A 26424-nucleotide genomic window follows, 5' to 3' on the forward strand; every position below is an offset into this window, starting at 1 on the left:
ACCTAGCAGTGTTCAAGCATCAACCGCTTTTTGGGTCGACTTGAAGACACGAATTTTCTTGCCGTCTTCTACTTTAAAACCAACGCGGTCAGCCTTGTTGGTTTCGCCGTTGAAAATGGCGACGTTAGAAGCATCCAGCGGAGCTTCTTTTTCGACGATACCGCCCTGCACGCCCGACATCGGGTTAGGCTTGGTATGACGCTTAACCAGGTTCAGACCGCCAATAACCAAACGGTTGTTAGCGAGAACCTTAAGCACCTTACCGCGCTTACCTTTGTCTTTGCCGGCGATCACGATGATCTCGTCGTCACGACGAATCTTTTGCATGTCGGATCTCCTTACAGCACTTCTGGGGCGAGCGAGACGATCTTCATGAACTTCTCAGTACGAAGTTCACGGGTCACTGGCCCAAAGATACGGGTGCCGATCGGCTCTTGCTTGTTGTTCAGAAGAACAGCAGCGTTGCCATCAAAGCGGATAATGGAGCCATCAGCACGACGTACGCCGTGACGAGTGCGGACTACAACAGCAGTCATCACTTGGCCTTTTTTCACTTTACCGCGAGGAATTGCTTCCTTCACGGTAACTTTGATGATGTCACCGATACCAGCGTAACGACGATGGGAGCCACCCAGCACCTTGATGCACATAACACGGCGAGCGCCGCTGTTATCGGCCACATCGAGCATGGATTGAGTCTGAATCATATAATTTCTCCGACCCCTAGTCCTTAGACTTCCACAGCGCGTTCGAGAACATCAACCAGCGCCCAAGACTTGGTCTTGGCCAAAGGACGAGTTTCACGAATAGTGACTTTGTCGCCGATGTGGCACTGATTGGTTTCGTCGTGCGCGTGCAGCTTAGTCGAACGCTTAACGTATTTACCGTAGATCGGGTGCTTAACGCGACGCTCGATCAGAACGGTGATGGTTTTGTCCATCTTGTCGCTGACAACACGGCCAGTCAGCGTACGGACAGTTTTTTCGGCTTCAGCCATGATTACTTACCTGCCTGCTGGTTGAGCACAGTCTTCACGCGAGCGATGTCACGCTTAACTTGCGAGAGCAGATGAGACTGCCCCAACTGGCCAGTTGCTTTCTGCATACGCAGATTGAACTGGTCGCGCAGCAAGCCGAGCAGTTGCTCGTTCAGCTGCTGTGCGGATTTTTCACGAAGTTCATTCGCTTTCATCACATCACCGTCCGTTTAACAAAGGCGGTGGCGAGCGGCAGCTTTGCAGCAGCCAGGGCAAAAGCCTCACGCGCCAGCTCTTCAGAAACACCCTCGATTTCATACAGGACTTTGCCTGGCTGAATCTGGGCAACCCAGTACTCCACACTACCCTTACCTTTACCCATCCGAACTTCGAGAGGCTTTTTGGAAATAGGCTTGTCCGGGAATACACGGATCCAGATCTTGCCGCCACGTTTAACGTGACGGGTCAGAGCACGACGCGCTGACTCGATCTGACGAGCGGTGAGACGACCACGAGCTACAGACTTCAGCGCGAACTCGCCGAAGCTGACTTTGCTACCGCGCTGAGCCAGACCACGGTTGTGGCCTGTCATCTGCTTGCGGAACTTCGTACGCTTTGGTTGCAACATTTGGCGTACCCCTTACTTAGCAGCTTTTTTACGAGGCGCTGGTGCTTGTGGTTTCAGTTCTTCTTGGCGACCACCAATTACTTCGCCTTTGAAGATCCAAACCTTTACACCGATCACACCGTAAGTGGTGTGAGCTTCGTAGTTGGCATAGTCGATGTCGGCACGCAGGGTGTGCAGTGGCACACGACCTTCGCGATACCATTCAGTACGTGCGATTTCAGCACCGCCGAGACGACCGCTCACTTGGATTTTGATGCCTTTGGCACCAATGCGCATGGCGTTCTGAACAGCGCGCTTCATAGCGCGACGGAACATTACGCGACGCTCCAGCTGCTGAGCTACGCTCTGCGCAACCAGCATACCGTCGAGCTCCGGCTTGCGGATCTCTTCGATATTGATGTGCACAGGCACACCCATTTGCTTGGTCAGGTCCTGACGCAGTTTCTCAACATCTTCACCTTTCTTCCCGATAACGATACCTGGACGAGCGGTGTGGATGGTGATACGTGCAGTCTGAGCCGGACGATGGATATCGATACGGCTTACGGACGCGCTTTTTAGTTTGTCTTGGAGATACTCACGCACCTTCAGATCAGCGAACAAATAGTCCGCATAAGTCCGACCGTCTGCGTACCAGACGGAGGTGTGCTCCTTGACGATTCCCAGGCGAATGCCAATGGGATGTACTTTCTGACCCATCTCTTCGACTCCGTTACTTGTCAGCAACCTTGACAGTGATATGGCAAGACCGCTTGACGATGCGATCAGCACGGCCTTTGGCACGTGGCATGATTCGCTTCAGCGAACGCCCTTCGTTGACGAAAACGGTGCTGACCTTCAGGTCATCAACGTCTGCGCCTTCGTTATGCTCGGCGTTGGCTACGGCCGACTCCAGCACTTTCTTCATGATCTCGGCGGCTTTCTTACTGCTGAAAGCCAACAGGTTGAGCGCTTCGCCCACCTTCTTCCCGCGGATCTGGTCGGCGACCAAGCGGGCTTTCTGGGCGGAGATTCGAGCGCCCGACAACTTAGCGGCTACTTCCATCGTTCCTTACCCCTTAACGCTTGGCTTTCTTGTCTGCCACGTGCCCACGATATGTGCGGGTACCGGCAAACTCGCCCAGTTTGTGGCCGACCATGTCTTCGTTCACGAGAACTGGAACATGTTGACGACCGTTATGCACTGCAATGGTCAGACCGACCATTTGTGGCAGGATCATCGAACGACGCGACCAGGTTTTAACTGGTTTGCGATCGTTCTTTTCCGCCGCCACTTCGATCTTCTTCAGTAGGTGAAGATCAATAAAAGGACCTTTTTTCAGAGAACGTGGCACTGTCGTATCCCTCTATTTACTTGCGACGACGGACGATCATTTTGTCGGTACGCTTATTACCACGAGTCTTCGCGCCCTTAGTCGGGAAGCCCCATGGCGATACCGGATGACGACCACCAGAGGTACGACCTTCACCACCACCATGTGGGTGGTCAACCGGGTTCATGGCAACACCACGAACGGTTGGGCGAACGCCACGCCAGCGTTTGGCACCAGCTTTACCCAGCGAACGCAGGCTGTGCTCGGAGTTCGAGACTTCACCCAGGGTCGCGCGGCATTCAGCCAGCACTTTACGCATCTCACCAGAACGCAGACGCAGGGTCACGTAGACACCTTCACGAGCGATCAGCTGAGCCGAAGCACCAGCGGAACGAGCGATTTGCGCGCCTTTACCTGGCTTCAATTCGATGCCGTGTACGGTGCTACCAACTGGAATGTTACGCAGTTGCAGAGCGTTGCCCGGCTTGATCGGTGCCAAAGCACCTGCGATCAGCTGGTCACCAGCACTCACGCCTTTAGGGGCGATGATGTAGCGACGCTCGCCATCTGCGTACAGCAGCAGAGCGATGTGAGCAGTACGGTTTGGATCGTATTCGATACGCTCGACAGTGGCAGAGATGCCATCTTTGTCGTTGCGACGGAAATCGACCAGACGATAATGCTGCTTATGGCCACCACCGATGTGACGAGTGGTAATACGACCATTGTTGTTACGACCACCAGTCTTCGATTTTTTCTCGAGCAGCGGTGCGTGAGGAGCGCCTTTATGCAGCTCCTGGTTGACCACCTTGACCACAAAACGGCGGCCAGGGGAAGTCGGTTTGCATTTAACGATTGCCATGATGCACCCCTTCCTTACTCAGCACTGCTGCTGAAATCGAGATCTTGGCCTGGCTGAAGGGAGATAACTGCCTTCTTCCAGTCATTACGCTTGCCCAGACCGCGAGCAGTGCGCTTGCTCTTACCCAGAACATTCAGGGTAGTAACACGCTCTACTTTCACGCTGAACAGGCTTTCGACGGCCTTCTTGATTTCCAGCTTGGTTGCGTCAGTCGCAACCTTGAAAACGAACTGGCCTTTCTTGTCAGCCAGAACCGTAGCCTTCTCGGAAACGTGCGGGCCAAGCAGAACTTTAAATACGCGTTCCTGGTTCATCCCAGCAGCTCCTCGAATTTCTTCACGGCCGACACGGTGATCAACACCTTGTCGTATGCGATCAGACTAACTGGATCGGAACCTTGCACGTCACGTACATCAACGTGTGGCAGGTTGCGAGCAGCCAGGTACAGGTTCTGATCAACCACTTCAGACACGATCAAGACGTCAGTCAGGCCCATGCCGGTCAGTTTGTTCAGCAGATCTTTGGTCTTCGGTGCATCAACAGCGAAGTCCTGAACCACAACCAGACGATCAGTACGCACCAGCTCAGCAAGGATGGAACGCATTGCTGCGCGATACATCTTCTTGTTCAGCTTCTGGGTGTGATCCTGAGGACGAGCTGCGAAAGTGGTACCGCCGCCACGCCAGATTGGGCTACGGATAGTACCGGCACGAGCACGGCCAGTACCTTTCTGACGCCATGGGCGCTTACCGCCACCACGAACGTCGGAACGGGTCTTTTGCTGCTTGCTACCTTGACGGCCGCCGGCCATGTAGGCCACGACTGCTTGGTGAACCAGCGTCTCGTTGAATTCGCCGCCAAATGTCAGTTCGGAAACTTCGATCGCTTGAGCGTCATTTACATTTAATTGCATGTCAGCTTCCCCTTAACCGCGAGCCTTGGCTGCTGGACGTACAACCAAGTTGCCGCCAGTAGCGCCAGGAACAGCACCCTTGACCAACAACAGATTGCGTTCAGCGTCCACGCGCACTACTTCGAGGGACTGCACGGTCACGCGCTCAGCGCCCATATGACCGGACATTTTTTTGCCCTTGAATACACGACCAGGAGTCTGGCACTGGCCGATAGAGCCTGGAACGCGGTGGGACACGGAGTTACCGTGGGTATTATCTTGCCCGCGGAAGTTCCAACGCTTGATCGTACCCTGGAAGCCTTTACCTTTGGACTGACCGGTTACATCAACCAGTTGACCAGCAGCGAAGATTTCAGCGTTGATCAGATCGCCGGCCTGGTACTCGCCTTCTTCAAGGCGGAATTCCATTACGGTACGACCAGCGGCAACGTTCGCTTTAGCGAAGTGGCCAGCCTGAGCAGCTGTAACACGCGAAGCACGACGCTCGCCTACAGTGACTTGCACTGCACGATAGCCATCGGTCTCTTCAGTTTTGAACTGGGTGACGCGATTCGGCTCGATCTCAATGACCGTGACCGGAATGGAGACACCTTCTTCGGTGAAAATACGGGTCATACCGCATTTACGACCGACTACACCAATAGTCATGTTGTAAACCTCATGAGTGTACGGGGCTTTCACCCGCTATGGCCGCCCATTTCAGAGCGTTACACGACTAAGACCGAGTCTTAGCCGAGGCTGATCTGCACTTCCACACCGGCCGCAAGATCAAGCTTCATAAGTGCATCAACGGTTTTATCCGTTGGCTGGACGATGTCCAGAACGCGCTTATGAGTACGGATCTCATACTGGTCACGCGCGTCTTTGTTGACGTGCGGGGAGACCAGAACGGTGAACCGCTCTTTACGGGTAGGCAGTGGAATTGGACCACGCACTTGAGCACCAGTACGTTTCGCGGTTTCCACGATTTCCTGGGTGGATTGGTCGATCAGGCGATGGTCAAAAGCCTTCAACCTGATACGGATTTGCTGATTTTGCATTGGATTTCAGACTCCGGCTGCTATTCCCACCGAGCGCAATACGCCCGTTAAAAGGAGGCGCAATTCTATAGACGCCCCATATAGGTGTCAACCCAATAAAAAAGCCCCCGCTAAGCGGGGGCTTTTTCAACTCATCGAAGCTTACTCAAAAAAGAGCTTACTCGATGATTTTGGCTACGACGCCAGCGCCGACGGTACGACCGCCTTCACGGATAGCGAAACGCAGACCGTCTTCCATTGCGATGGTCTTGATCAGGGTGACAACCATTTTGATGTTGTCGCCTGGCATTACCATTTCAACGCCTTCCGGCAGTTCGCAGTTACCAGTCACGTCAGTAGTACGGAAGTAGAACTGTGGACGGTAGCCTTTGAAGAACGGAGTGTGACGACCGCCTTCTTCTTTGCTCAGAACGTAGACTTCAGCTTCGAACTTGGTGTGCGGCTTAACCGAACCTGGCTTAACCAGAACCTGACCACGCTCAACGTCGTCACGCTTGGTACCACGCAGCAGAACGCCGCAGTTCTCGCCAGCACGACCTTCGTCGAGCAGCTTACGGAACATTTCAACACCGGTGCAGGTGGTGACGGTAGTGTCACGCAGACCAACGATTTCCAGTGGATCCTGAACCTTGACGATACCGCGCTCGATACGGCCAGTTACAACAGTACCGCGACCGGAGATCGAGAATACGTCTTCGATTGGCATCAGGAACGGCTTGTCGATAACACGGACTGGATCTGGGATGTAGCTGTCCAGAGTCTCAACCAGTTTACGAACGGCAGTGGTGCCCATTTCGTTGTCGTCTTGGCCGTTCAGAGCCATCAGAGCCGAACCGATGATGATCGGAGTGTCGTCACCTGGGAAGTCGTAAGTGCTCAGCAGATCGCGCACTTCCATCTCAACCAGTTCCAACAGCTCAGCGTCGTCAACCATGTCAGCCTTGTTCAGGAAGACAACGATGTACGGAACGCCAACCTGACGGGACAACAGGATGTGCTCACGGGTTTGTGGCATCGGACCATCAGCGGCCGAGCAAACCAGGATAGCGCCGTCCATCTGAGCAGCACCGGTGATCATGTTCTTCACATAGTCAGCGTGACCTGGGCAGTCAACGTGAGCGTAGTGACGGATCAGCGAGTTGTATTCAACGTGCGCGGTGTTGATGGTGATACCACGAGCCTTTTCTTCCGGAGCGCTGTCGATTTTGTCGAAAGCAACAACGGCCGAACCGAAAACTTCGGAGCAGACGCGAGTCAGAGCAGCGGTCAGCGTGGTTTTACCGTGGTCGACGTGACCGATGGTGCCAACGTTGACGTGCGGGAGGGTACGGTCAAATTTTTCTTTAGCCACGACAATTAACTCCTAGCCTAAAGGGGCTGAATCAGCCTTGTTTTTTGGTAACAGTTTCGACGATATGCGACGGAGCTGTATTGTATTTTTTGAATTCCATAGAGTAGCTTGCGCGACCTTGGGACATGGAACGGACGTCGGTCGCATAACCGAACATCTCACCCAGCGGAACTTCGGCGCGAATCACTTTGCCGGAGACCGTGTCTTCCATACCCAGGATCATGCCGCGACGACGGTTAAGGTCGCCCATCACGTCACCCATATAGTCTTCAGGCGTAACAACCTCTACCGCCATGATCGGCTCAAGCAACTCACCACCGCCCTTCTGGGCCAGTTGCTTGGTTGCCATGGAAGCAGCCACTTTAAACGCCATCTCGTTGGAGTCGACGTCGTGGTAGGAACCATCAAACACGGTAGCCTTCAGGCCGATCAGCGGATAGCCGGCAACAACGCCGTTCTTCATCTGCTCTTCGATACCCTTCTGGATAGCCGGGATGTATTCCTTAGGAACCACACCACCCACTACTTCGTTCACGAATTGCAGACCTTCCTGACCTTCATCAGCCGGCGCAAAACGAATCCAGCAGTGACCAAACTGGCCACGACCGCCGGATTGACGAACGAACTTACCTTCGATTTCACAGTTCTTCGTGATGCGCTCACGATAGGAAACCTGAGGCTTACCGATGTTGGCTTCGACGTTGAACTCACGGCGCATCCGGTCAACCAGGATGTCCAGGTGCAACTCGCCCATGCCGGAGATGATCGTTTGACCAGTCTCTTCATCAGTCTTGACGCGGAAAGACGGGTCTTCCTGAGCAAGTTTGCCCAGAGCGATACCCATTTTTTCCTGGTCGTCCTTGGTCTTAGGCTCTACGGCAACCGAAATAACCGGCTCCGGGAAGTCCATGCGAACCAGGATGATTGGCTTGTCAGCGTTGCACAAAGTTTCACCAGTGGTGACGTCCTTCATGCCGATCAAGGCCGCGATGTCACCAGCGCGTACTTCCTTGATTTCTTCACGGGCGTTTGCGTGCATTTGCACCATACGACCCACGCGCTCTTTCTTGCCTTTAACCGAGTTGATCACGCCGTCGCCGGAGGCCAACACGCCCGAGTAAACTCGAACGAAGGTCAAGGTACCCACGAATGGGTCGGTAGCGATCTTGAACGCCAGAGCCGAGAACGGCTCGCTGTCGTCTGCGTGACGCTCCATTTCCTTGGTCTCGTCATCCGGGTCAGTACCCTTGATGGCAGGAATGTCGGTAGGAGCAGGCAGGTAGTCGATAACGGCGTCGAGAACCAGGGGAACACCCTTGTTCTTGAAGGAAGAACCGCAAACAGCCAGAACGATCTCACCAGCGATAGTACGCTGACGCAGAGCGGCCTTGATTTCCGCGTTGGTGAGCTCTTCACCTTCGAGGTACTTGTTCATCAGCTCTTCGCTGGCTTCGGCCGCAGCCTCAACCATATTGCCGCGCCACTCGTCAGCCAGTTCCTGCAGTTCAGCAGGGATAGGCTTGCGAACTGGAACCATGCCTTTGTCAGAGTCATTCCAGTAAACAGCTTCCATGGCCATCAGATCGATCTGACCCTGGAAGTTGTCTTCGGAACCGATGGCCAACTGGATTGGCACCGGAGTGTGACCCAGACGCTGCTTGATCTGACCGATCACGCGCAGGAAGTTGGCACCAGCACGGTCCATCTTGTTTACGTAAACAAGACGTGGAACGCCGTATTTGTTGGCTTGACGCCATACGGTTTCCGACTGAGGCTCAACACCCGAGGTGCCGCAGAACACAACGACCGCGCCGTCGAGAACACGCAGGGAACGCTCAACTTCAATAGTGAAGTCAACGTGGCCCGGGGTGTCGATGACGTTGAAGCGGTATTGGTCCTTGTGCTGCTTCTCGGAACCCTGCCAGAAGGCGGTAATAGCAGCAGAAGTAATGGTAATACCACGCTCCTGCTCCTGCACCATCCAGTCTGTGGTCGCGGCGCCGTCATGCACCTCGCCCATTTTGTGACTTTTGCCAGTGTAAAAAAGGACGCGCTCGGTGGTGGTGGTTTTACCAGCATCCACGTGAGCAACGATACCAATGTTACGGTAGCGGTTAATCGGTGTAGTACGAGCCATAAAGCCCTCGCAAAATTAGTGACGCTAAAATTAGAAGCGGTAGTGCGAGAAAGCCTTGTTGGCTTCAGCCATACGGTGCACGTCTTCACGCTTCTTAACTGCAGCACCTTTGCCTTCGGCAGCGTCCAACAGTTCGCCAGCCAAACGCAGAGCCATAGACTTCTCGCCGCGCTTACGGGCGAAGTCTACCAACCAGCGCATTGCCAGAGCGTTACGACGGGACGGACGAACTTCGACCGGAACCTGGTAAGTAGCACCGCCTACACGGCGCGACTTTACTTCGACCAGCGGAGCGATGGCGTCGAGAGCTTTCTCGAAGATTTCCAGGGGATCGCTGTTCTTGCGTTCTTTAACCTTTTCCAGCGCGCCATAAACGATACGCTCGGCAACGGCTTTCTTGCCGCTTTCCATTACGTGGTTCATGAACTTGGCCAGGATCTGGCTGCCGTATTTTGGATCGTCAAGCACTTCGCGCTTGGCTGCTACGCGTCTTCTTGGCATGGATAAGCCCTCAAACGGTCTTCAGGTTCGCTCGGAATCGGTGCCCTTTCGGGACGCCTCCGACCTTACTCTTATCGACTCAGAAAAATAGAAAATCAGTTTTTACAAAAAGCCACTACTACTTAGGCTTCTTGGTACCGTACTTCGAACGACCCTGGTTACGACCTTTAACGCCGGAAGTATCCAAAGAACCGCGTACGGTGTGGTAACGAACACCTGGCAAGTCTTTTACACGACCGCCGCGGATCAGTACCACGCTGTGCTCTTGCAGGTTGTGGCCTTCACCGCCGATGTACGAGGAAACCTCGAAACCGTTGGTCAGACGCACACGGCATACTTTACGCAGTGCCGAGTTAGGTTTTTTCGGCGTGGTGGTATACACACGGGTGCATACGCCACGACGTTGCGGGCAGTTCTGCAGCGCAGGCACGTCGGATTTCTCGACGATACGCTTACGCGGCTGACGTACCAGCTGGTTGATAGTTGCCATCTACTAGCTCCACTGTTGTCTTGCGACGCTATTGTCTTGCAAGAAAAGCAAAATGGCAGGAACGAATTCCCGCCAAATTTAGGGGTACAAGAGTCTAAAGAGGATCTTGCCCCCAGTCAAGGCAAGGCCCCGACCTCCCCGCTCATCCAACCTCGACAAATTGTCTCGATTCGATGAACGGAACGGCCAGGGCCTTACGCTCATTTATCGCAGAACTCAGTTACCGCTTGAGTTCAGCGCTTCGGTCAGTGCAGCTTCCACTTCACTGGCGCTTACGCGCAACGGTTTGTCAGCATCACGGCGGCGCTTGCGCTCGCTGTGATAAGCCAGACCGGTACCGGCCGGGATCAGACGACCCACGACTACGTTTTCTTTCAGGCCGCGCAGGTAATCGCGCTTGCCGGTTACCGCCGCTTCGGTCAGTACGCGAGTGGTTTCCTGGAAGGAAGCCGCCGAGATGAACGATTCGGTGGACAACGACGCCTTGGTGATACCCAGCAGTACGCGAGTGAACTTGGAAACGAATTTCTCGTCGCCAGCCAGACGCTCGTTCTCTACCAGAACGTGAGTCAATTCCATCTGGTCGCCCTTGATGAAACTGGAATCGCCGGATTCAGCGATTTCAACTTTACGCAGCATCTGACGCAGGATGGTCTCGATGTGCTTATCGTTGATCTTCACGCCTTGTAGACGGTAAACGTCCTGGATCTCGTTCACGATGTACTTGGCCAGCGCACTCACACCCAGCAGACGCAGGATGTCGTGTGGATCGCTCGGGCCGTCGGAGATAACTTCGCCGCGGTTTACCTGTTCACCTTCGAAGACGTTCAGGTGACGCCACTTCGGAATCAGCTCTTCGTACGGATCGCTACCGTCGTTCGGGGTGATAACCAGACGGCGCTTGCCTTTGGTCTCTTTACCGAACGCGATGGTGCCGCTGACTTCAGCCAGAATCGAGGCTTCTTTCGGACGACGGGCTTCGAACAAGTCGGCAACGCGCGGCAGACCACCGGTGATGTCACGGGTCTTCGAAGTCTCTTGCGGAATACGAGCGATAACATCACCGATCGCGATTTTCGCACCGTCCGCTACACCGACCAGGGCGTTAGCAGGCAGGAAGTACTGAGCAATTACGTCGGTACCCGGCAGCAAGAGATCCTTGCCGTTGTCATCAACCATCTTCACAGCAGGACGGATATCTTTACCGGCAGCTGGACGGTCTTTGGCGTCGAGTACTTCAATGTTGGTCATACCGGTCAATTCGTCAGTCTGACGCTTGATCGTGATGCCTTCTTCCATGCCCACGTAGGTCACGGTACCTTTCATTTCGGTAACGATTGGGTGAGTGTGCGGATCCCACTTGGCCACGATTGCGCCAGCGTCGACCTTGTCACCTTCTTTAACCGAAATCACAGCACCGTACGGCAGCTTGTAACGCTCGCGCTCACGACCGAAGTCATCAGCGATCGCCAGCTCACCGGAACGGGACACAGCAACCAGGCAACCATCCACTCGCTCAACGTGCTTCAGGTTATGCAGACGGACGGTACCGCCATTCTTCACCTGAACGCTGTCGGCTGCGGAGGTCCGGCTTGCCGCACCACCGATGTGGAACGTACGCATGGTCAGCTGGGTACCCGGCTCACCGATGGACTGGGCAGCGATAACGCCGACCGCTTCACCGATGTTCACCTGGTGACCACGAGCCAAGTCACGGCCGTAGCACTTGGCGCAAATGCCGTAGCGGGTTTCGCAGCTGATCGGCGAACGCACGATCACTTCGTCGATGCTGTTCAGCTCGATGAACTCGACCCACTTCTCGTCTACCAGAGTGCCGGCAGGAACGATAATTTCCTCGGTACCTGGCTTGAATACGTCACGGGCAATGACACGACCCAATACGCGCTCACCCAACGGCTCAACAACGTCACCGCCTTCAATGTGCGGAGTCATTACCAGGCCATGTTCGGTGCCGCAATCGATCTCGGTCACAACCAGATCCTGCGCCACGTCTACCAGACGACGAGTCAGGTAACCGGAGTTCGCAGTTTTCAACGCGGTATCCGCCAAACCTTTACGAGCACCGTGAGTGGAGATGAAGTACTGAAGTACGCTCAAACCTTCACGGAAGTTCGCAGTAATCGGCGTTTCGATGATGGAACCGTCCGGCTTGGCCATCAGGCCACGCATACCGGCGAGCTGACGGATCTGCGCAGCAGAACCCCGTGCGCCCGAGTCGGCCATCATGTACATCGAGTTGAAAGACTCTTGGTCGACTTCGACGCCATGACGGTCAATGACTTTCTCTTTCGAGAGGTTGGCCATCATCGCCTTGGAAACTTCGTCGTTCGCCTTGGACCAAAGGTCGATCACTTTGTTGTACTTCTCGCCCTGGGTTACCAGGCCGGAGGCGTACTGACTTTCAATCTCTTTCACTTCGTCGGTGGCTGCACCGATGATGCGAGCTTTTTCATCCGGGATAACGAAGTCGTTAACACCGATGGAAACGCCGGAGATGGTCGAATAAGCAAAACCGGTGTACATCAACTGGTCAGCGAAGATCACAGTCTCTTTCAAACCAACCACGCGGTAGCACTGGTTGATCAGCTTGGAGATCGCCTTTTTCTTCATCGGCTGGTTGACGACGTCGTACGACAGGCCAGGTGGAACAACCTGGAACAACAGCGCACGGCCGACAGTGGTGTCGACAATACGGGTGTTCTTGACGCTGCCACCATCACGATCGTTGACGGTTTCGTTGATCCGCACTTTGACCTTGGCGTGCAGTGCGGCTTCGCCGGCACGGAACACACGGTCAACTTCCTGCAGATCCGCGAACACACGACCTTCGCCCTTGGCGTTGATCGCTTCACGAGTCATGTAGTACAGACCCAATACAACGTCCTGCGACGGAACGATGATTGGCTCACCGTTGGCTGGCGACAGAATGTTGTTGGTCGACATCATCAACGCACGCGCTTCCAACTGGGCTTCCAGTGTCAGCGGTACGTGCACGGCCATTTGGTCGCCGTCGAAGTCGGCGTTGTACGCAGCACAGACCAGAGGGTGCAGCTGGATAGCCTTACCTTCGATCAGTACCGGTTCAAACGCCTGGATACCCAGACGGTGAAGGGTCGGTGCACGGTTGAGGAGAACCGGGTGTTCGCGAATCACTTCAGCAAGAACGTCCCAAACCTCTGGCAGCTCGCGCTCAACCATCTTCTTGGCAGCTTTGATGGTGGTAGCAAGACCACGCATTTCCAGCTTGCCGAAAATGAACGGCTTGAACAGCTCGAGAGCCATCTTCTTCGGCAGACCGCACTGGTGCAGACGCAGGGTCGGGCCAACGGTAATTACCGAACGACCGGAGTAGTCAACACGCTTACCGAGCAAGTTCTGACGGAAACGACCCTGCTTACCCTTGATCATGTCAGCCAGGGATTTCAGAGGACGCTTGTTGGAACCGGTGATAGCGCGACCACGACGACCGTTGTCGAGCAGTGCATCGACAGCTTCCTGCAACATACGCTTTTCGTTGCGCACGATGATGTCCGGAGCGGACAGATCGAGCAGACGCTTCAAGCGGTTGTTACGGTTGATCACTCGACGATACAGATCGTTGAGGTCGGAAGTCGCGAAGCGACCGCCGTCCAGCGGGACCAGTGGACGCAGATCTGGCGGCAGAACCGGCAGAACGGTCAGCACCATCCACTCTGGCAGGTTGCCGGAACCCTGGAAGGCTTCCATCAACTTCAGACGCTTGGACAGCTTCTTGATCTTGGTTTCGGAGTTGGTTTGCGGAATTTCTTCACGCAGGCGGCCAATCTCGTGTTCCAGGTCGATAGCGTGCAGCAGTTCGCGGACAGCTTCGGCACCCATGCGGGCATCGAAATCGTCGCCGAACTCTTCCAGCGCTTCGAAGTACTGCTCGTCGTTGAGCAGCTGACCTTTTTCAAGGGTGGTCATGCCTGGATCGATAACGACATAGCTCTCGAAGTAGAGAACGCGTTCGATATCACGCAGGGTCATGTCCATCAGCAAGCCGATACGGGACGGCAGCGATTTCAGGAACCAGATGTGGGCAACTGGCGAGGCCAGCTCGATGTGCGCCATGCGCTCACGACGAACCTTTGCCAGCGCGACTTCAACGCCGCACTTTTCGCAGATCACACCACGGTGCTTCAAGCGCTTGTACTTACCGCACAGGCACTCGTAATCCTTTACCGGGCCAAAGATCTTGGCGCAGAACAGGCCGTCACGCTCAGGTTTGAACGTACGGTAGTTAATGGTTTCCGGCTTTTTAACTTCACCGAACGACCACGAACGGATCATCTCAGGCGATGCCAATCCAATACGGATGGCATCGAACTCTTCGACTTGACCCTGGTTTTTCAGCAAATTCAGTAGGTCTTTCAAGGCCTTTCCTCCTGGCGGAGCAGAGAGCGGGCAATCCTGCCCCGCTCTCGATTCGCGTCACGTGTTATTCGGTTTCCAGATCGATATCGATGCCGAGGGAACGAATTTCTTTGATCAACACGTTGAAGGACTCGGGCATGCCCGGCTCCATACGGTGATCGCCGTCCACGATGTTTTTGTACATCTTGGTCCGGCCGTTCACATCGTCCGACTTCACTGTGAGCATTTCTTGCAGAGTGTAAGCAGCACCGTATGCTTCCAGTGCCCAGACCTCCATCTCCCCGAAACGCTGACCACCGAACTGCGCCTTACCACCCAGCGGCTGCTGGGTAACCAGGCTGTACGAACCGGTAGAACGAGCGTGCATCTTGTCGTCTACCAAGTGGTTCAGCTTCAGCATGTACATGTAGCCAACAGTAACCGGGCGCTCGAACTTGTTGCCGGTACGACCGTCGGTCAGCTGCATCTGGCCGCTTTCTGGCAGGTCTGCCAGTTTCAGCATGGCCTTGATTTCGCTTTCCTTGGCGCCGTCGAACACTGGAGTGGCCATTGGTACGCCACCACGCAGGTTCTTCGCCAGATCCAGGATTTCCTGGTCGGAGAAGCTATCCAGATCTTCGTTACGACCGCCGATCTGGTTGTAGATCTCGTCCAGGAAGGTGCGAAGTTCAGCAACTTTACGCTGCTCTTCTACCATCCGGTTGATCTTCTCGCCCAGACCTTTGGCCGCGAGGCCCAGGTGGGTTTCAAGGATCTGACCAACGTTCATACGCGAAGGTACGCCCAACGGGTTGAGGACGACGTCGACCGGGGTGCCATTGGCATCGTGCGGCATGTCTTCAACCGGCATGATCACGGAGACCACACCTTTGTTACCGTGACGACCGGCCATCTTGTCGCCCGGCTGGATGCGACGACGGATTGCCAGGTAAACCTTGACGATTTTCAGCACGCCTGGAGCCAGGTCATCGCCCTGCTGCAGTTTGCGCTTCTTGTCTTCGAACTTGTCGTCCAGCAGACGGCGGCGATCAACGATGTAGGCCTGAGCCTTCTCGAGCTGCTCGTTCAGAGCATCTTCAGCCATGCGCAGCTTGAACCACTGACCATGCTCAAGACCGTCGAGAACTTCGTCGGTGATTTCCTGACCTTTCTTCAGACCGGCGCCGCCTTCGGCTTTGTGGCCGACCAGAGCGGAACGCAGACGTTCGAAAGTGGCGCCTTCAACGATACGGAACTCTTCGTTCAGATCCTTGCGGATCTCGTCGAGTTGAGTCTTCTCGATCGACAGTGCACGAGCATCACGCTCAACGCCGTCACGGGTGAAGACCTGTACGTCGATGACAGTACCCTTGGTGCCGGTAGGCACACGCAGGGAAGTGTCTTTAACGTCGCTGGCTTTTTCACCGAAGATGGCACGCAGCAGTTTTTCTTCCGGAGTCAGTTGGGTCTCGCCTTTCGGAGTGACCTTACCAACCAGGATGTCGCCTGCGCCAACTTCAGCACCTACGTAAACGATACCGGCTTCGTCCAGTTTGTTCAGTGCAGCTTCACCCACGTTCGGGATGTCTGCAGTGATTTCCTCAGGCCCAAGCTTGGTGTCACGCGCCACACAGGTCAGTTCCTGAATGTGGATCGTGGTGAAACGGTCTTCCTGAACAACACGCTCGGACAGGCAGATGGAGTCTTCGAAGTTGAAGCCGTTCCATGCCATGAACGCGATGCGCATGTTCTGACCCAGAGCCAGTTCACCCATATCGGTGGACGGACCGTCGGCCATGATGTCGCTGCGCTGAACCCGATCACCCTTGCTCACCAGCGGACGCTGGTTGATGCAGGTGTTCTGGTTGGAGCGGGTGTACTTGGTCAGGTTGTAGATGTCGACACCAGCTTCACCGGTTTCAACTTCATCATCAGCAACACGAACCACGATACGGCTGGCGTCGACGGAATCGATCACGCCACCACGACGAGCCACGACGCAAACGCCGGAGTCACGGGCTACGTTACGCTCCATGCCGGTACCGACCAGCGGCTTGTCAGCGCGCAGGGTTGGTACAGCTTGACGCTGCATGTTCGAACCCATCAACGCACGGTTGGCGTCGTCGTGCTCGAGGAACGGGATCAGCGACGCGGCAACCGAAACTACCTGCTTCGGCGATACGTCCATCAAGGTGACGTCTTCCGGCGCCTTGACGGTGAACTCGTTCAAGTGACGAACAGCTACCAGCTCGTCGATCAGGACTTTCTTGTCGTTCATCGTGGCCGAAGCCTGAGCGATCACGTGATCAGCTTCTTCGATGGCGGACAGGAACACGATCTCGTCGGTGACCAGAGCGTCTTTCACCACACGGTACGGGCTCTCGAGGAAGCCGTACTGGTTGGTGCGCGCATAAGCAGCCAAGGAGTTGATCAGACCGATGTTCGGACCTTCCGGCGTTTCAATCGGGCATACACGACCGTAGTGAGTCGGGTGTACGTCACGCACTTCAAAGCCAGCACGCTCACGAGTCAAACCGCCAGGGCCGAGTGCAGAGACACGACGCTTGTGGGTGATCTCGGACAGCGGGTTGTTCTGGTCCATGAACTGGGAGAGCTGGCTGGAACCGAAGAACTCTTTCACCGCCGCAGCCACTGGCTTGGCGTTGATCAGGTCTTGCGGCATCAGGCCTTCGCTTTCAGCCATCGACAGACGCTCTTTGACCGCACGCTCAACACGTACCAGGCCAACGCGGAACTGGTTCTCGGCCATTTCGCCTACGCAGCGAACACGACGGTTACCCAGGTGGTCGATGTCATCGACGATGCCTTTACCGTTACGGATGTCGACCAGAGTCTTCAATACCGCGACGATGTCTTCTTTGCACAACACGCCCGAACCTTCGATCTCGGTACGACCGATACGACGGTTGAACTTCATCCGGCCGACCGCAGACAGGTCATAGCGCTCCGGGCTGAAGAACAGGTTGTTGAACAGAGTCTCGGCAGCGTCTTTGGTTGGCGGCTCGCCAGGACGCATCATGCGATAGATCTCGACCAGCGCTTCCAATTGGTTGCTGGTGGAGTCGATCTTCAGAGTGTCGGAGACGAACGGACCGCAGTCGATATCGTTGGTGTACAGAGTTTCGATGCGAACAACCTGAGCCTTGGCGATTTTCGCCAGGATCTCGGTGTTCAGCTCGGTGTTGCACTCTGCCAGGATTTCGCCGGTTGCCGGATGCACGATGACCTTGGCGGTAGTGCGACCCAGGACGTAGTCCAGAGGCACTTGCAGCTCTTTGATCCCTGCTTTTTCCAGCTGGTTGATGTGGCGAGCAGTGATACGACGACCTTGCTCGACAATAACCTTGCCTTTGTCATCCAGGATATCCAGGACAGCAATTTCACCACGCAGGCGCTGAGGCACGAGTTCCAGGCTGAGGTTTTCACCTTGCACGTGGAAGACGTTGGTGGTGTAGAACGCGTCCAGCACTTCTTCAGTGGTATAGCCCAGCGCGCGCAGCAGTACCGATGCAGGCAGCTTGCGACGACGGTCGATACGCACGAACACGCAGTCTTTCGGGTCGAACTCGAAGTCCAGCCACGAACCGCGGTAAGGAATGATGCGCGCGGAGTACAGCAGTTTGCCGGAGCTGTGCGTCTTGCCACGGTCGTGGTCGAAGAACACGCCCGGGGAACGGTGCAGCTGGGAAACGATTACACGCTCGGTACCGTTGATTACGAAGGTACCGTTTTCAGTCATCAGGGGGATTTCACCCATGTAGACTTCTTGCTCTTTGATGTCCTTGATCGCTTTGTTCGACGATTCTTTGTCGAAAATGATCAGGCGCACTTTTACCCGCAAAGGTACGGCGTAAGTTACACCGCGCAATACGCATTCTTTGACATCAAATGCCGGTTCGCCCAGGCGATAACCGACGTACTCCAGCGCAGCATTGCCGGAGTAGCTGATGATCGGGAAAACGGATTTGAAGGCCGCATGCAGGCCCACGTCGCGGAACTGATCTTTAGTCGCTCCCGCTTGCAAGAATTCACGATACGAATCCAGCTGGATGGCCAGGAGGTACGGCACATCCATGACGTCCGGCAACTTGCTAAAGTCCTTGCGGATACGTTTTTTCTCAGTATATGAGTAAGCCATCAGCGTTCCCCAGCTTGGTCACCTGCTTGTTTGGCCCCTCCCGACGGGAGCAGCCAGAAAATCGTGCAAACCCCATGGTTTGCGCCACCGCATCGGGTGGTTACAGCTCGTTACCAGCACCGACCCAGTCGGCTGCCAATAACGGAAAAAGGCCGGTGGCAAGAGCCACCAGCCATCAGCCTTTCGCTTAACGCTCGGGCTGGAGGTGCAAAGTCGATGCTTACTTCAGCTCGACTTTAGCGCCTGCTTCTTCCAGAGTAGCTTTGGCTTTGTCAGCTGCGTCTTTCGAAACAGCTTCCAGAACCATGGCAGGAGCGCCGTCAACTACAGCCTTGGCTTCTTTCAGGCCCAGACCGGTCAGTTCACGTACTGCCTTGATCACGTTAACTTTCTTCTCGCCAGCTTCGGTCAGCATGACGTTGAATTCAGTTTGTTCTTCAACAACGGCAGCAACAGCAGCTGGACCAGCGGAAGCAGCGGCAGCGGAAACGCCGAACTTCTCTTCCATGGCCTTGATCAGCTCAACGATTTCCAGAACGGATTTTTCGCCGATTGCTTCGATGATTTGGTCGTTAGTCAGAGACATGACTATAAATTCCTGTATTGGGGTGACAGCCTACGCGGCCATCGAAATAAACAATAAACGCTGAAAGGAGTCGCTCAGCCTTAGGCTGCGGCAGCTTCTTTCTGGTCGCGAAGGGCCGCCAGAGTACGAGCCAATTTGCTGGTTGCGCCTTGAATCACGCTCATCAGCTGAGAAATTGCTTCGTCGCGGGTCGGCAGACTTGCCAGTACGTCGATCTGATTAGCTGCGAGGAACTTGCCCTCGAACGCAGCTGCCTTGATCTCGAACTTATCCTGACCTTTTGCGAATTCTTTGAAGATACGAGCAGCAGCGCCCGGATGTTCTTTCGAAAATGCAATCAAGGTCGGGCCAGTGAACACGTCGTTGAGCACGTCATATTGAGTGCCAGCAACGGCGCGCTTGAGCAGGGTGTTACGTACAACACGTACGTAAACGCCAGCTTCACGAGCCTCTTTACGGAGTCCGGTCATAGCGCCAACTGTCACGCCGCGGGCATCAGCCACAACAGCAGACAGGGCAACATTGGCAGCCTCGTTGACTTCAGCGACGATGGCCTTCTTGTCTTCGAGTTTAATTGCCACGGGTTTAACTCCTGCTTGTTACCGTTTCATCCAACCGAAGCCGGATGTCGTTTTGGTGTCTGATTCGGTAAGGAACCGGGAGCACCATCTGCGTAGGCTTGAGGTTTAAGACTTGCGTCGCCTACGGTCTTGGATAGCCCCCGCCAGGCAGGGACCCCAATCTTTCAATTGGCGCAATCGCTTGCGCCAACCTGTGTCTTACGCGTCGAGCGAGCCTTGGTCGATGACCAGACCTGGACCCATGGTGGTGCTCAGGGTAACGCGCTTGACGTAAATACCTTTCGAGGAAGCTGGCTTGATACGCTTCAGATCAGCGATCAGGGCTTCAACGTTTTCCTTCAGCTTGACGGCATCGAAGCCGACTTTGCCAACGGAGGTGTGGATGATGCCGTTTTTGTCGGTGCGATAACGAACCTGACCAGCCTTGGCGTTTTTAACCGCGGTAGCTACGTCTGGAGTTACAGTGCCGACTTTAGGGTTAGGCATCAGGCCGCGTGGGCCCAGGATCTGACCCAACTGACCAACAACGCGCATGGCATCCGGGGATGCGATAACCACGTCATAGTTCAGGTCGCCGCCTTTCATTTCGGCAGCCAGGTCGTCCATACCTACACGGTCAGCGCCGGCAGCCAGAGCAGCCTCGGCAGCTGGACCCTGGGTGAACACAGCAACGCGAACAGTCTTGCCAGTGCCGTGTGGCAGCACGGTAGCGCTACGAACGACCTGGTCGGATTTACGCGGGTCAACACCCAGGTTCACAGCAACGTCGAACGACTCGCTGAACTTGACAGTCGACAGCTCAGCCAGCAGAGCAGCAGCGTCTACAAAGTTGTAGGACTTGCCTGCTTCGATTTTGCCGGCGATAGCCTTTTGACGCTTGGTCAACTTAGCCATTACACACCCTCCACGTTAAGGCCCATGCTACGAGCAGAACCGGCGATAGTACGCACGGCTGCTTCCATATCAGCTGCAGTCAGATCCGCGTTTTTGGTTTTCGCGATTTCTTCCAGCTGAGCACGGGTCACGGTGCCAACCTTAACGGTGTTCGGACGAGCAGAACCGCTAGTCAGACCAGCAGCCTTCTTCAGCAGAACCGAAGCAGGTGTGGATTTGGTTTCGAAAGTGAAGCTACGGTCGCTGTAGACAGTGATGATCACTGGAGTCGGCAGACCTGGCTCAATACCCTGAGTACGGGCGTTGAAAGCCTTGCAGAATTCCATGATGTTCACGCCGTGCTGACCCAAAGCAGGACCAACAGGTGGGCTTGGGTTAGCCTGAGCGGCCTTCACTTGCAGCTTGATGTAAGCGGTAATCTTCTTGGCCATGAGGCACTCCAATTACGGGTTCGAACGCCTCGAAAGGCTCCCCGGTTACTTGCGCGTTTATCCCAGTGACGACAAAACCCCACAGCCTAGGGCTGCGGGGTTGGGATGCTTGCTCAACTAGACCTTTTCGACCTGGCTGAACTCTAGCTCTACCGGAGTAGAGCGACCGAAAATGAGCACTGCCACTTGGATCCGGCTCTTCTCGTAGTTAACTTCTTCAACCGTGCCAGTAAAATCAGCAAACGGTCCGTCATTGACACGTACCGACTCGCCTGGCTCGAACAACGTCTTCGGCTTCGGCTTGTCGCTACCATCAGCAACGCGACGCAGAATCGCTTCTGCCTCTTTATCAGTGATCGGTGCAGGCTTATCAGCAGTACCGCCGATGAAACCCATCACCCGAGGAGTATCCTTGACCAAGTGCCAAGTACCCTCGTTCATGTCCATCTGGACCAGCACATAACCTGGGAAGAACTTGCGCTCGCTTTTGCGTTTCTGGCCATTACGCATTTCAACCACTTCTTCAGTGGGAACCAGAATTTCGCCAAAGCCATCTTCCATGCCAGCCAGCTTTACGCGCTCTACCAACGAGCGCATGACATGCTTCTCGTAACCGGAGTAAGCATGCACAACGTACCAACGCTTAGCCACGGGACACCCTTAGCCGACAATCAAGGAAACAAGCCAGCCGAGCAGGGAATCAAGCCCCCACAACAGCAACGCCATAACCAGAACAACAGCCACAACAATCAGCGTGGTCTGCGTGGTTTCTTGGCGAGTTGGCCATACGACTTTACGAATCTCGGTGCGAGCTTCCTTAACCAGTACAAAGAAAGACTTGCCCTTGACTGTCTGCAGGCCTACAAAGGCAGCTACAGCAGCAATGACAAGCAAAGCGAGTACGCGGTACAGGATCGGCGAAGCAGAGTAATACTGATTGCCAACAACGCCAACAACCACCAAAGCGACTACTACTAGCCACTTGAGCAGATCGAAGCGAGAGCCTTGAGCTTCAGCTTTAGGAGTCATCTATGAAGATCCTGTGAAAAGAAAGCCAGACACACCAAGTGAATCTGGCAGGTCAGGAGGGAATCGAACCCCCAACCTACGGTTTTGGAGACCGTCGCTCTGCCAATTGAGCTACTGACCTAAAACAAAATCAGGCCGACCATTATGCCGGCCCGAAAAAGACATTACAACAACTTACTCGATGACTTTTGCTACGACACCAGCGCCGACGGTACGACCGCCCTCACGGATAGCGAAACGCAGACCATCTTCCATCGCGATGGTTTTGATCAGGGTAACGGTCATTTGAACGTTGTCACCCGGCATCACCATTTCAACACCTTCCGGCAGCTCGCAGTTACCAGTCACGTCAGTTGTACGGAAGTAGAACTGTGGACGGTAGCCCTTGAAGAATGGCGTATGACGACCACCTTCCTCCTTGCTCAGAACGTAAACCTCAGCAGTGAACTTGGTATGCGGCTTGACGGTGCCGGGCTTAACCAGAACCTGGCCACGCTCAACATCATCACGCTTGGTACCACGCAGCAGAACGCCGCAGTTCTCACCCGCACGACCTTCGTCGAGCAGCTTGCGGAACATCTCAACACCAGTGCAAGTAGTTTTGACAGTGTCACGAAGACCAACAATCTCAACTTCTTCCTGAATGCGGACAATGCCACGCTCAACACGACCAGTCACAACAGTACCGCGACCGGAGATCGAGAACACATCCTCGATCGGCATCAGGAACGGCTTATCGATAGCACGCTCAGGCTGCGGAATATAGCTATCCAGAGTCTCGACCAACTTCTTGACGGCGGTAGTGCCCATCTCGTTGTCGTCTTGACCATTTAGCGCCATCAGCGCCGAACCAATGATGATCGGCGTGTCGTCACCTGGGAAATCGTAAGTACTCAGCAGGTCGCGCACTTCCATCTCAACCAGCTCCAGCAGCTCAGCGTCGTCAACCATGTCAGCCTTGTTCAGGAAGACAACGATGTACGGAACGCCAACCTGACGGGACAACAGGATGTGCTCACGGGTTTGCGGCATCGGACCATCAGCGGCCGAGCAAACCAGAATCGCACCATCCATCTGTGCAGCACCGGTAATCATGTTTTTTACGTAGTCGGCGTGACCTGGACAGTCAACGTGTGCGTAGTGACGCACAGCCGAATCGTATTCAACGTGAGCAGTATTAATGGTGATACCACGAGCTTTTTCTTCTGGGGCGCTATCGATCTTGTCGAAGTCAACCTTTGCCGAACCGAACACTTCGGAGCAGACGCGGGTCAAAGCGGCGGTCAGAGTTGTCTTGCCATGGTCTACGTGACCAATGGTTCCAACGTTGACGTGCGGCTTGTTACGTTCGAACTTTTCCTTAGCCATCGAAATCACCCCTAGCAGAAGAATTAAGCAAGTACTATCAGCCATTAAAACAAAGGCAGATATTTTCATATCTGCCTTGTTATATGGAGCTCTTGAGCGGATTTGAACCGCTGACCTCACCCTTACCAAGGGTGTGCTCTACCAACTGAGCTACAAGAGCGTAACACTTTGCAGGACCTGCAAACTTGGAGCGGGTAGCGGGAATCGAACCCGCATCATCAGCTTGGAAGGCTGAGGTTCTACCACTAAACTATACCCGCGGAGCTTGCAGCTCTCGCTAAAAATGGTGGAGGGGGAAGGATTCGAACCTTCGAAGTCGTAGACGTCAGATTTACAGTCTGATCCCTTTGGCCGCTCGGGAACCCCTCCTAAGCGAGCCGGCATTCTATATCATGCCAGCCTTCTGTCAAGCATTTTCTCATTAAAAACCTGAGGTTAGCTGCGTTGACCTCGCTTCACACTGCTGACTGTTAAAGGTCTTCACTGCGAAGCGGGCGCCATTCTATGCAAACTATTCGACGGGTGCAACCCCCTCGCACGGCATTATTTTATGTTTTAACCCATTGAATTCTTTAGAAAGGTTTTGCAACTGCGAGTCACCCAGCAAACGCCGGCTTTCTGGTGCCACACGCACCCAGTAACCATCAGACTCGGCGGGAGCCCTCAGCAAGGACTCGAACTTGATTTCCATGCTACTCAATCGCCGCTCAACCGCCTGAGCCGCTTCCTGACGAGAAAAACCGCCAAGATAGAGGCATCCATCGTCTGCCTGGGCAGGCTTTCCTTTATCACGAGCCGCGTCAGTCGTTTCACTCAACAAGCGAATGTCCTGCTGCGAACCCCGATACAAACTCAAAGGGGTTACATCCTTTGCGCGCAGAGGAGCCTCTTGTTGGTGCCAGATGTAATAGAACACATTGAGAACAAGCAGCAGCAGAAACAACCAACGCATAAAAACCTCAGGACAAGGGACACGCCATCGCCAAACCTACAAATACCAGATCTGGAACCACCCTGGCTTCGGGCACAATCTCGGAGACCAGATCAGCATCCCCGCCAGTCAGAAAGACTGCGAAATCATCTCCCCAATAGCTGCGCGCCAACTCTAGCTGAGTCAGGACAAACCCTCTCAACATTAGCAAACAACCACGCTCGACCGCCTCGACGGTTGTACGTCCAGGAACAAGACTCTCCAAAGCGCGCTCGGCAGCAAGATCTCCATAGCGAATTCTACGGGTATGGGTACGCAGCTGGTTGCGCATCAAAGGCATCCCCGGACAGATAAATCCTCCGAGATGCTCACCATCCCCTGCAATAAAGTCAGCCGTAACCGCCGTACCAAAGTCGAGCACCAGACAAGCACCCGAAGCCAGATGAAATCCTCCGAGCATTGCAAGCCAGCGATCAAGCCCTAGCCGCTCGAACTCCTCATAGCCATTTCGAACCCCGGACATCTCCCGAGCCGGTGTCGCGCACACTACGGAAACGCCGAAAGCCTCGGTCAGCAGAGAAATCAGCGCACTTGTTTCTTCGGCGGTTCTGACACTGACTAAGCGACAATGCATGAGAGCGAGCCCCTTGAGGCCTTTCAAGCTCTCCAGCAATGCGAGATCTGAATCAACGACCCCCTCGCCAATCACCCGCCTGACATCCTCGCCGAGCACACGCCACTTGATGAAACTGTTTCCACAATCGAGCTCAAGAATCATCACGTAACCTCAGACTGAGCTCGCCACCACTAAAGACCTTCTCCACACCATTCACCTTCAAGCGCAAGGCACCCTGGCCATCGATACCCAGCACCTCACCATCTATCTGACTAACACCGGCAATCAACGATACCGCCCGCCCCTGCCATAGATGATTTTGCTCCCACTCCGCCTGGATTGCCGGAAATCCGCCGGCCTGGTGGCGATCTAAATAGGCCTGGAGCATCAACCCTAACTCCGCAACCAGATGATTGCGATCAACAGCCTTACCCGACTCGAGGCGCATGGACGTCCATTGCTGATCAACCTCATCGGTCATCTGCATGTTCACATTTATTCCGACACCGATCACCACGTGACACACATCAGCAGGATCCCCCACCAATTCGAGCAGTATTCCTGCAATCTTTTGCTGACCCACCAGAACATCATTCGGCCACTTCAACCCCACACCTGAAATACCAAGCCCTCGCAAGGCTTGCATTACGGCAAGCCCGACAACAAGACTCAAGCCTTCCAGCTGCCGCATCCCACCATCAATGCGCAGTACCAGGCTGTAATAGATGTTTTCCGCGAACGGGCTCACCCATTTGCGTCCACGCCGCCCACGACCAGCCGTCTGCCGCTCAGCGAGCACCAGAAATGGCGCAGGCTGGCCACGCTCGATAGCCCGCAAGGCTTCAGCGTTGGTAGAGTCAATTGAATCGAAGACTAGAATGGGCCACTCGCAAGAAGGCGCCCGCGCGCTTATTTCCGCAGGATCAAGCAGTGTCAACGGCGCAGCCAGTTGATAGCCACGACCGCGCACTTTATGAATGGATAAACCGAGCTCAGCCTCCAAGTGCTGAAGCTGCTTCCATACAGCGCTACGACTGACGCCCAAGGCAGCACCCAGGGCTTGGCCCGAATGGAATCGACCATCCTTAAGAAGCTTTAACAAGGTCAGCATGCAAGCCTCGCCTCACAATGAGGCCCGCATGATAGCCATGCCCCGGGCTGTTGCATAGAAACCCTACAAGCGAGATTTTCCTGCGGACAAAACAAAACCCCTACCTGCATAC

General features: G+C 54.8%; 29 protein-coding genes and 4 tRNA genes. All 33 read right to left on the bottom strand.

Going from position 1 to position 26424, the window contains the following annotated elements; genetic code table 11:
• Positions 1-12: 12 nt before the first annotated feature.
• Positions 13-327, bottom strand: coding sequence for a 50S ribosomal protein L24 (rplX, locus tag AB7M29_RS31375; RefSeq protein WP_003176416.1), 315 nt, complete (start codon positions 325-327; stop codon positions 13-15).
• 11 nt (positions 328-338) lie between these two features.
• Positions 339-707: a 50S ribosomal protein L14 gene (rplN, locus tag AB7M29_RS31380; protein WP_002555479.1), complete on the bottom strand. Its 369-nt coding sequence runs from the start codon at positions 705-707 to the stop codon at positions 339-341.
• 23 nt (positions 708-730) lie between these two features.
• Positions 731-997, bottom strand: a complete 267-nt coding sequence (gene rpsQ, locus AB7M29_RS31385) for a 30S ribosomal protein S17 (protein WP_003176419.1) — start codon at positions 995-997, stop codon at positions 731-733.
• A gap of 2 nt (positions 998-999) precedes the next feature.
• On the bottom strand, positions 1000-1191 hold the full coding sequence (rpmC, locus tag AB7M29_RS31390; protein ID WP_002555481.1) for a 50S ribosomal protein L29: 192 nt from the start codon (positions 1189-1191) through the stop codon (positions 1000-1002).
• Complete coding sequence (rplP, locus tag AB7M29_RS31395; protein WP_007896757.1) at positions 1191-1604, bottom strand: 50S ribosomal protein L16; 414 nt, start codon at positions 1602-1604, stop codon at positions 1191-1193. The genes rpmC and rplP overlap by 1 nt, the downstream gene beginning before the upstream one ends.
• Before the next feature lie 12 nt (positions 1605-1616).
• Complete coding sequence (rpsC, locus tag AB7M29_RS31400) at positions 1617-2303, bottom strand: 30S ribosomal protein S3 (RefSeq protein ID WP_003176422.1); 687 nt, start codon at positions 2301-2303, stop codon at positions 1617-1619.
• Positions 2304-2316: 13 nt separating this feature from the next.
• Positions 2317-2649, bottom strand: coding sequence for a 50S ribosomal protein L22 (gene rplV, locus AB7M29_RS31405; protein WP_003103908.1), 333 nt, complete (start codon positions 2647-2649; stop codon positions 2317-2319).
• A 13-nt stretch (positions 2650-2662) separates the two neighbouring features.
• Positions 2663-2938: a 30S ribosomal protein S19 gene (gene rpsS / locus AB7M29_RS31410; RefSeq protein WP_002555486.1), complete on the bottom strand. Its 276-nt coding sequence runs from the start codon at positions 2936-2938 to the stop codon at positions 2663-2665.
• Positions 2939-2954: 16 nt separating this feature from the next.
• A complete protein-coding gene (gene rplB, locus AB7M29_RS31415; protein ID WP_003176423.1) occupies positions 2955-3779 on the bottom strand; it encodes a 50S ribosomal protein L2 in 825 nt (274 codons plus the stop codon).
• Positions 3780-3793: 14 nt separating this feature from the next.
• On the bottom strand, positions 3794-4093 hold the full coding sequence (gene rplW, locus AB7M29_RS31420; protein ID WP_002555488.1) for a 50S ribosomal protein L23: 300 nt from the start codon (positions 4091-4093) through the stop codon (positions 3794-3796).
• Positions 4090-4692 carry a 50S ribosomal protein L4 gene (rplD, locus tag AB7M29_RS31425; protein WP_007896707.1) on the bottom strand — a complete coding sequence of 201 codons (603 nt, stop codon included), beginning with the start codon at positions 4690-4692 and terminating at the stop codon, positions 4090-4092. Before rplD ends, rplW begins: the two co-directional genes overlap by 4 nt.
• 12 nt (positions 4693-4704) lie before the next feature.
• Positions 4705-5340 (bottom strand): 50S ribosomal protein L3, encoded by a 636-nt coding sequence (gene rplC / locus AB7M29_RS31430; protein ID WP_003186059.1) that lies wholly within the window; start codon positions 5338-5340, stop codon positions 4705-4707.
• 80 nt (positions 5341-5420) lie between these two features.
• Positions 5421-5732 carry a 30S ribosomal protein S10 gene (gene rpsJ, locus AB7M29_RS31435; protein WP_003186070.1) on the bottom strand — a complete coding sequence of 104 codons (312 nt, stop codon included), beginning with the start codon at positions 5730-5732 and terminating at the stop codon, positions 5421-5423.
• A gap of 157 nt (positions 5733-5889) precedes the next feature.
• Positions 5890-7083 carry an elongation factor Tu gene (gene tuf / locus AB7M29_RS31440; RefSeq protein ID WP_007896660.1) on the bottom strand — a complete coding sequence of 398 codons (1194 nt, stop codon included), beginning with the start codon at positions 7081-7083 and terminating at the stop codon, positions 5890-5892.
• 31 nt (positions 7084-7114) lie between these two features.
• Positions 7115-9220 carry an elongation factor G gene (fusA, locus tag AB7M29_RS31445; protein WP_038981309.1) on the bottom strand — a complete coding sequence of 702 codons (2106 nt, stop codon included), beginning with the start codon at positions 9218-9220 and terminating at the stop codon, positions 7115-7117.
• A 30-nt stretch (positions 9221-9250) separates the two neighbouring features.
• Complete coding sequence (rpsG, locus tag AB7M29_RS31450; RefSeq protein ID WP_002555493.1) at positions 9251-9721, bottom strand: 30S ribosomal protein S7; 471 nt, start codon at positions 9719-9721, stop codon at positions 9251-9253.
• A gap of 118 nt (positions 9722-9839) precedes the next feature.
• A complete protein-coding gene (gene rpsL, locus AB7M29_RS31455; RefSeq protein WP_002555494.1) occupies positions 9840-10211 on the bottom strand; it encodes a 30S ribosomal protein S12 in 372 nt (123 codons plus the stop codon).
• A 216-nt stretch (positions 10212-10427) separates the two neighbouring features.
• Positions 10428-14627 (bottom strand): DNA-directed RNA polymerase subunit beta', encoded by a 4200-nt coding sequence (gene rpoC, locus AB7M29_RS31460; protein ID WP_007896632.1) that lies wholly within the window; start codon positions 14625-14627, stop codon positions 10428-10430.
• Positions 14628-14691: 64 nt separating this feature from the next.
• Complete coding sequence (rpoB, locus tag AB7M29_RS31465) at positions 14692-18765, bottom strand: DNA-directed RNA polymerase subunit beta (RefSeq protein WP_007896631.1); 4074 nt, start codon at positions 18763-18765, stop codon at positions 14692-14694.
• 220 nt (positions 18766-18985) lie between these two features.
• Positions 18986-19351, bottom strand: a complete 366-nt coding sequence (gene rplL / locus AB7M29_RS31470) for a 50S ribosomal protein L7/L12 (RefSeq protein ID WP_008073881.1) — start codon at positions 19349-19351, stop codon at positions 18986-18988.
• Positions 19352-19431: 80 nt separating this feature from the next.
• Positions 19432-19932 carry a 50S ribosomal protein L10 gene (rplJ, locus tag AB7M29_RS31475; protein ID WP_007896629.1) on the bottom strand — a complete coding sequence of 167 codons (501 nt, stop codon included), beginning with the start codon at positions 19930-19932 and terminating at the stop codon, positions 19432-19434.
• Positions 19933-20130: 198 nt separating this feature from the next.
• Complete coding sequence (rplA, locus tag AB7M29_RS31480) at positions 20131-20826, bottom strand: 50S ribosomal protein L1 (RefSeq protein ID WP_007896626.1); 696 nt, start codon at positions 20824-20826, stop codon at positions 20131-20133.
• Complete coding sequence (rplK, locus tag AB7M29_RS31485; protein WP_008008888.1) at positions 20826-21257, bottom strand: 50S ribosomal protein L11; 432 nt, start codon at positions 21255-21257, stop codon at positions 20826-20828. The genes rplA and rplK overlap by 1 nt, the downstream gene beginning before the upstream one ends.
• 117 nt (positions 21258-21374) lie before the next feature.
• Complete coding sequence (gene nusG, locus AB7M29_RS31490) at positions 21375-21908, bottom strand: transcription termination/antitermination protein NusG (RefSeq protein ID WP_007896622.1); 534 nt, start codon at positions 21906-21908, stop codon at positions 21375-21377.
• Between the two features lie 9 nt (positions 21909-21917).
• Complete coding sequence (gene secE, locus AB7M29_RS31495; protein WP_007896620.1) at positions 21918-22286, bottom strand: preprotein translocase subunit SecE; 369 nt, start codon at positions 22284-22286, stop codon at positions 21918-21920.
• 45 nt (positions 22287-22331) lie between these two features.
• Positions 22332-22407 (bottom strand) — tRNA-Trp (locus AB7M29_RS31500).
• A 53-nt stretch (positions 22408-22460) separates the two neighbouring features.
• Entirely contained in the window at positions 22461-23654 is a 1194-nt protein-coding gene (tuf, locus tag AB7M29_RS31505) for an elongation factor Tu (RefSeq protein WP_007896619.1), read from the bottom strand.
• Between the two features lie 84 nt (positions 23655-23738).
• Positions 23739-23814: transfer RNA gene (locus AB7M29_RS31510), tRNA-Thr, on the bottom strand.
• A gap of 26 nt (positions 23815-23840) precedes the next feature.
• Positions 23841-23914 (bottom strand) — tRNA-Gly (locus tag AB7M29_RS31515).
• 24 nt (positions 23915-23938) lie between these two features.
• Positions 23939-24023: transfer RNA gene (locus AB7M29_RS31520), tRNA-Tyr, on the bottom strand.
• Positions 24024-24165: 142 nt separating this feature from the next.
• Positions 24166-24606: a hypothetical protein gene (locus AB7M29_RS31525; RefSeq protein ID WP_217858221.1), complete on the bottom strand. Its 441-nt coding sequence runs from the start codon at positions 24604-24606 to the stop codon at positions 24166-24168.
• Between the two features lie 7 nt (positions 24607-24613).
• Positions 24614-25363 (bottom strand): pantothenate kinase, encoded by a 750-nt coding sequence (locus AB7M29_RS31530; protein ID WP_052967039.1) that lies wholly within the window; start codon positions 25361-25363, stop codon positions 24614-24616.
• The gene (birA, locus tag AB7M29_RS31535) at positions 25353-26312 is read right to left on the bottom strand and encodes a bifunctional biotin--[acetyl-CoA-carboxylase] ligase/biotin operon repressor BirA (RefSeq protein ID WP_454248684.1); all 960 of its coding nucleotides are present in this window, start codon (positions 26310-26312) and stop codon (positions 25353-25355) included. Before birA ends, AB7M29_RS31530 begins: the two co-directional genes overlap by 11 nt.
• Between the last annotated feature and the right edge of the window lie 112 nt (positions 26313-26424).

This window comes from Pseudomonas sp. F-14 TE3623, from assembly GCF_053629015.1.

Bases quoted from the DNA above. Each gene is read 5' to 3' on its own strand.
- rplX (WP_003176416.1), bottom strand. From the start codon at position 327: ATGCAAAAGATTCGTCGTGACGACGAGATCATCGTGATCGCCGGCAAA.
- rplN (WP_002555479.1), bottom strand. From the start codon at position 707: ATGATTCAGACTCAATCCATGCTCGATGTGGCCGATAACAGCGGCGCT.
- rpsQ (WP_003176419.1), bottom strand. From the start codon at position 997: ATGGCTGAAGCCGAAAAAACTGTCCGTACGCTGACTGGCCGTGTTGTC.
- rpmC (WP_002555481.1), bottom strand. From the start codon at position 1,191: ATGAAAGCGAATGAACTTCGTGAAAAATCCGCACAGCAGCTGAACGAG.
- rplP (WP_007896757.1), bottom strand. From the start codon at position 1,604: ATGTTGCAACCAAAGCGTACGAAGTTCCGCAAGCAGATGACAGGCCAC.
- rpsC (WP_003176422.1), bottom strand. From the start codon at position 2,303: ATGGGTCAGAAAGTACATCCCATTGGCATTCGCCTGGGAATCGTCAAG.
- rplV (WP_003103908.1), bottom strand. From the start codon at position 2,649: ATGGAAGTAGCCGCTAAGTTGTCGGGCGCTCGAATCTCCGCCCAGAAA.
- rplB (WP_003176423.1), bottom strand. From the start codon at position 3,779: ATGGCAATCGTTAAATGCAAACCGACTTCCCCTGGCCGCCGTTTTGTG.
- rplW (WP_002555488.1), bottom strand. From the start codon at position 4,093: ATGAACCAGGAACGCGTATTTAAAGTTCTGCTTGGCCCGCACGTTTCC.
- rplD (WP_007896707.1), bottom strand. From the start codon at position 4,692: ATGCAATTAAATGTAAATGACGCTCAAGCGATCGAAGTTTCCGAACTG.
- rplC (WP_003186059.1), bottom strand. From the start codon at position 5,340: ATGACTATTGGTGTAGTCGGTCGTAAATGCGGTATGACCCGTATTTTC.
- rpsJ (WP_003186070.1), bottom strand. From the start codon at position 5,732: ATGCAAAATCAGCAAATCCGTATCAGGTTGAAGGCTTTTGACCATCGC.
- fusA (WP_038981309.1), bottom strand. From the start codon at position 9,220: ATGGCTCGTACTACACCGATTAACCGCTACCGTAACATTGGTATCGTT.
- rpsG (WP_002555493.1), bottom strand. From the start codon at position 9,721: ATGCCAAGAAGACGCGTAGCAGCCAAGCGCGAAGTGCTTGACGATCCA.
- rpsL (WP_002555494.1), bottom strand. From the start codon at position 10,211: ATGGCAACTATCAACCAGCTGGTACGTCAGCCGCGTAAGCGTATCGTC.
- rpoB (WP_007896631.1), bottom strand. From the start codon at position 18,765: ATGGCTTACTCATATACTGAGAAAAAACGTATCCGCAAGGACTTTAGC.
- rplL (WP_008073881.1), bottom strand. From the start codon at position 19,351: ATGTCTCTGACTAACGACCAAATCATCGAAGCAATCGGCGAAAAATCC.
- rplA (WP_007896626.1), bottom strand. From the start codon at position 20,826: ATGGCTAAGTTGACCAAGCGTCAAAAGGCTATCGCCGGCAAAATCGAA.
- rplK (WP_008008888.1), bottom strand. From the start codon at position 21,257: ATGGCCAAGAAGATTACCGCTTACATCAAGCTGCAAGTGAAGGCCGCT.
- secE (WP_007896620.1), bottom strand. From the start codon at position 22,286: ATGACTCCTAAAGCTGAAGCTCAAGGCTCTCGCTTCGATCTGCTCAAG.
- tuf (WP_007896619.1), bottom strand. From the start codon at position 23,654: ATGGCTAAGGAAAAGTTCGAACGTAACAAGCCGCACGTCAACGTTGGA.
- AB7M29_RS31525 (WP_217858221.1), bottom strand. From the start codon at position 24,606: ATGCGTTGGTTGTTTCTGCTGCTGCTTGTTCTCAATGTGTTCTATTAC.
- AB7M29_RS31530 (WP_052967039.1), bottom strand. From the start codon at position 25,363: ATGATTCTTGAGCTCGATTGTGGAAACAGTTTCATCAAGTGGCGTGTG.
- birA (WP_454248684.1), bottom strand. From the start codon at position 26,312: ATGCTGACCTTGTTAAAGCTTCTTAAGGATGGTCGATTCCATTCGGGC.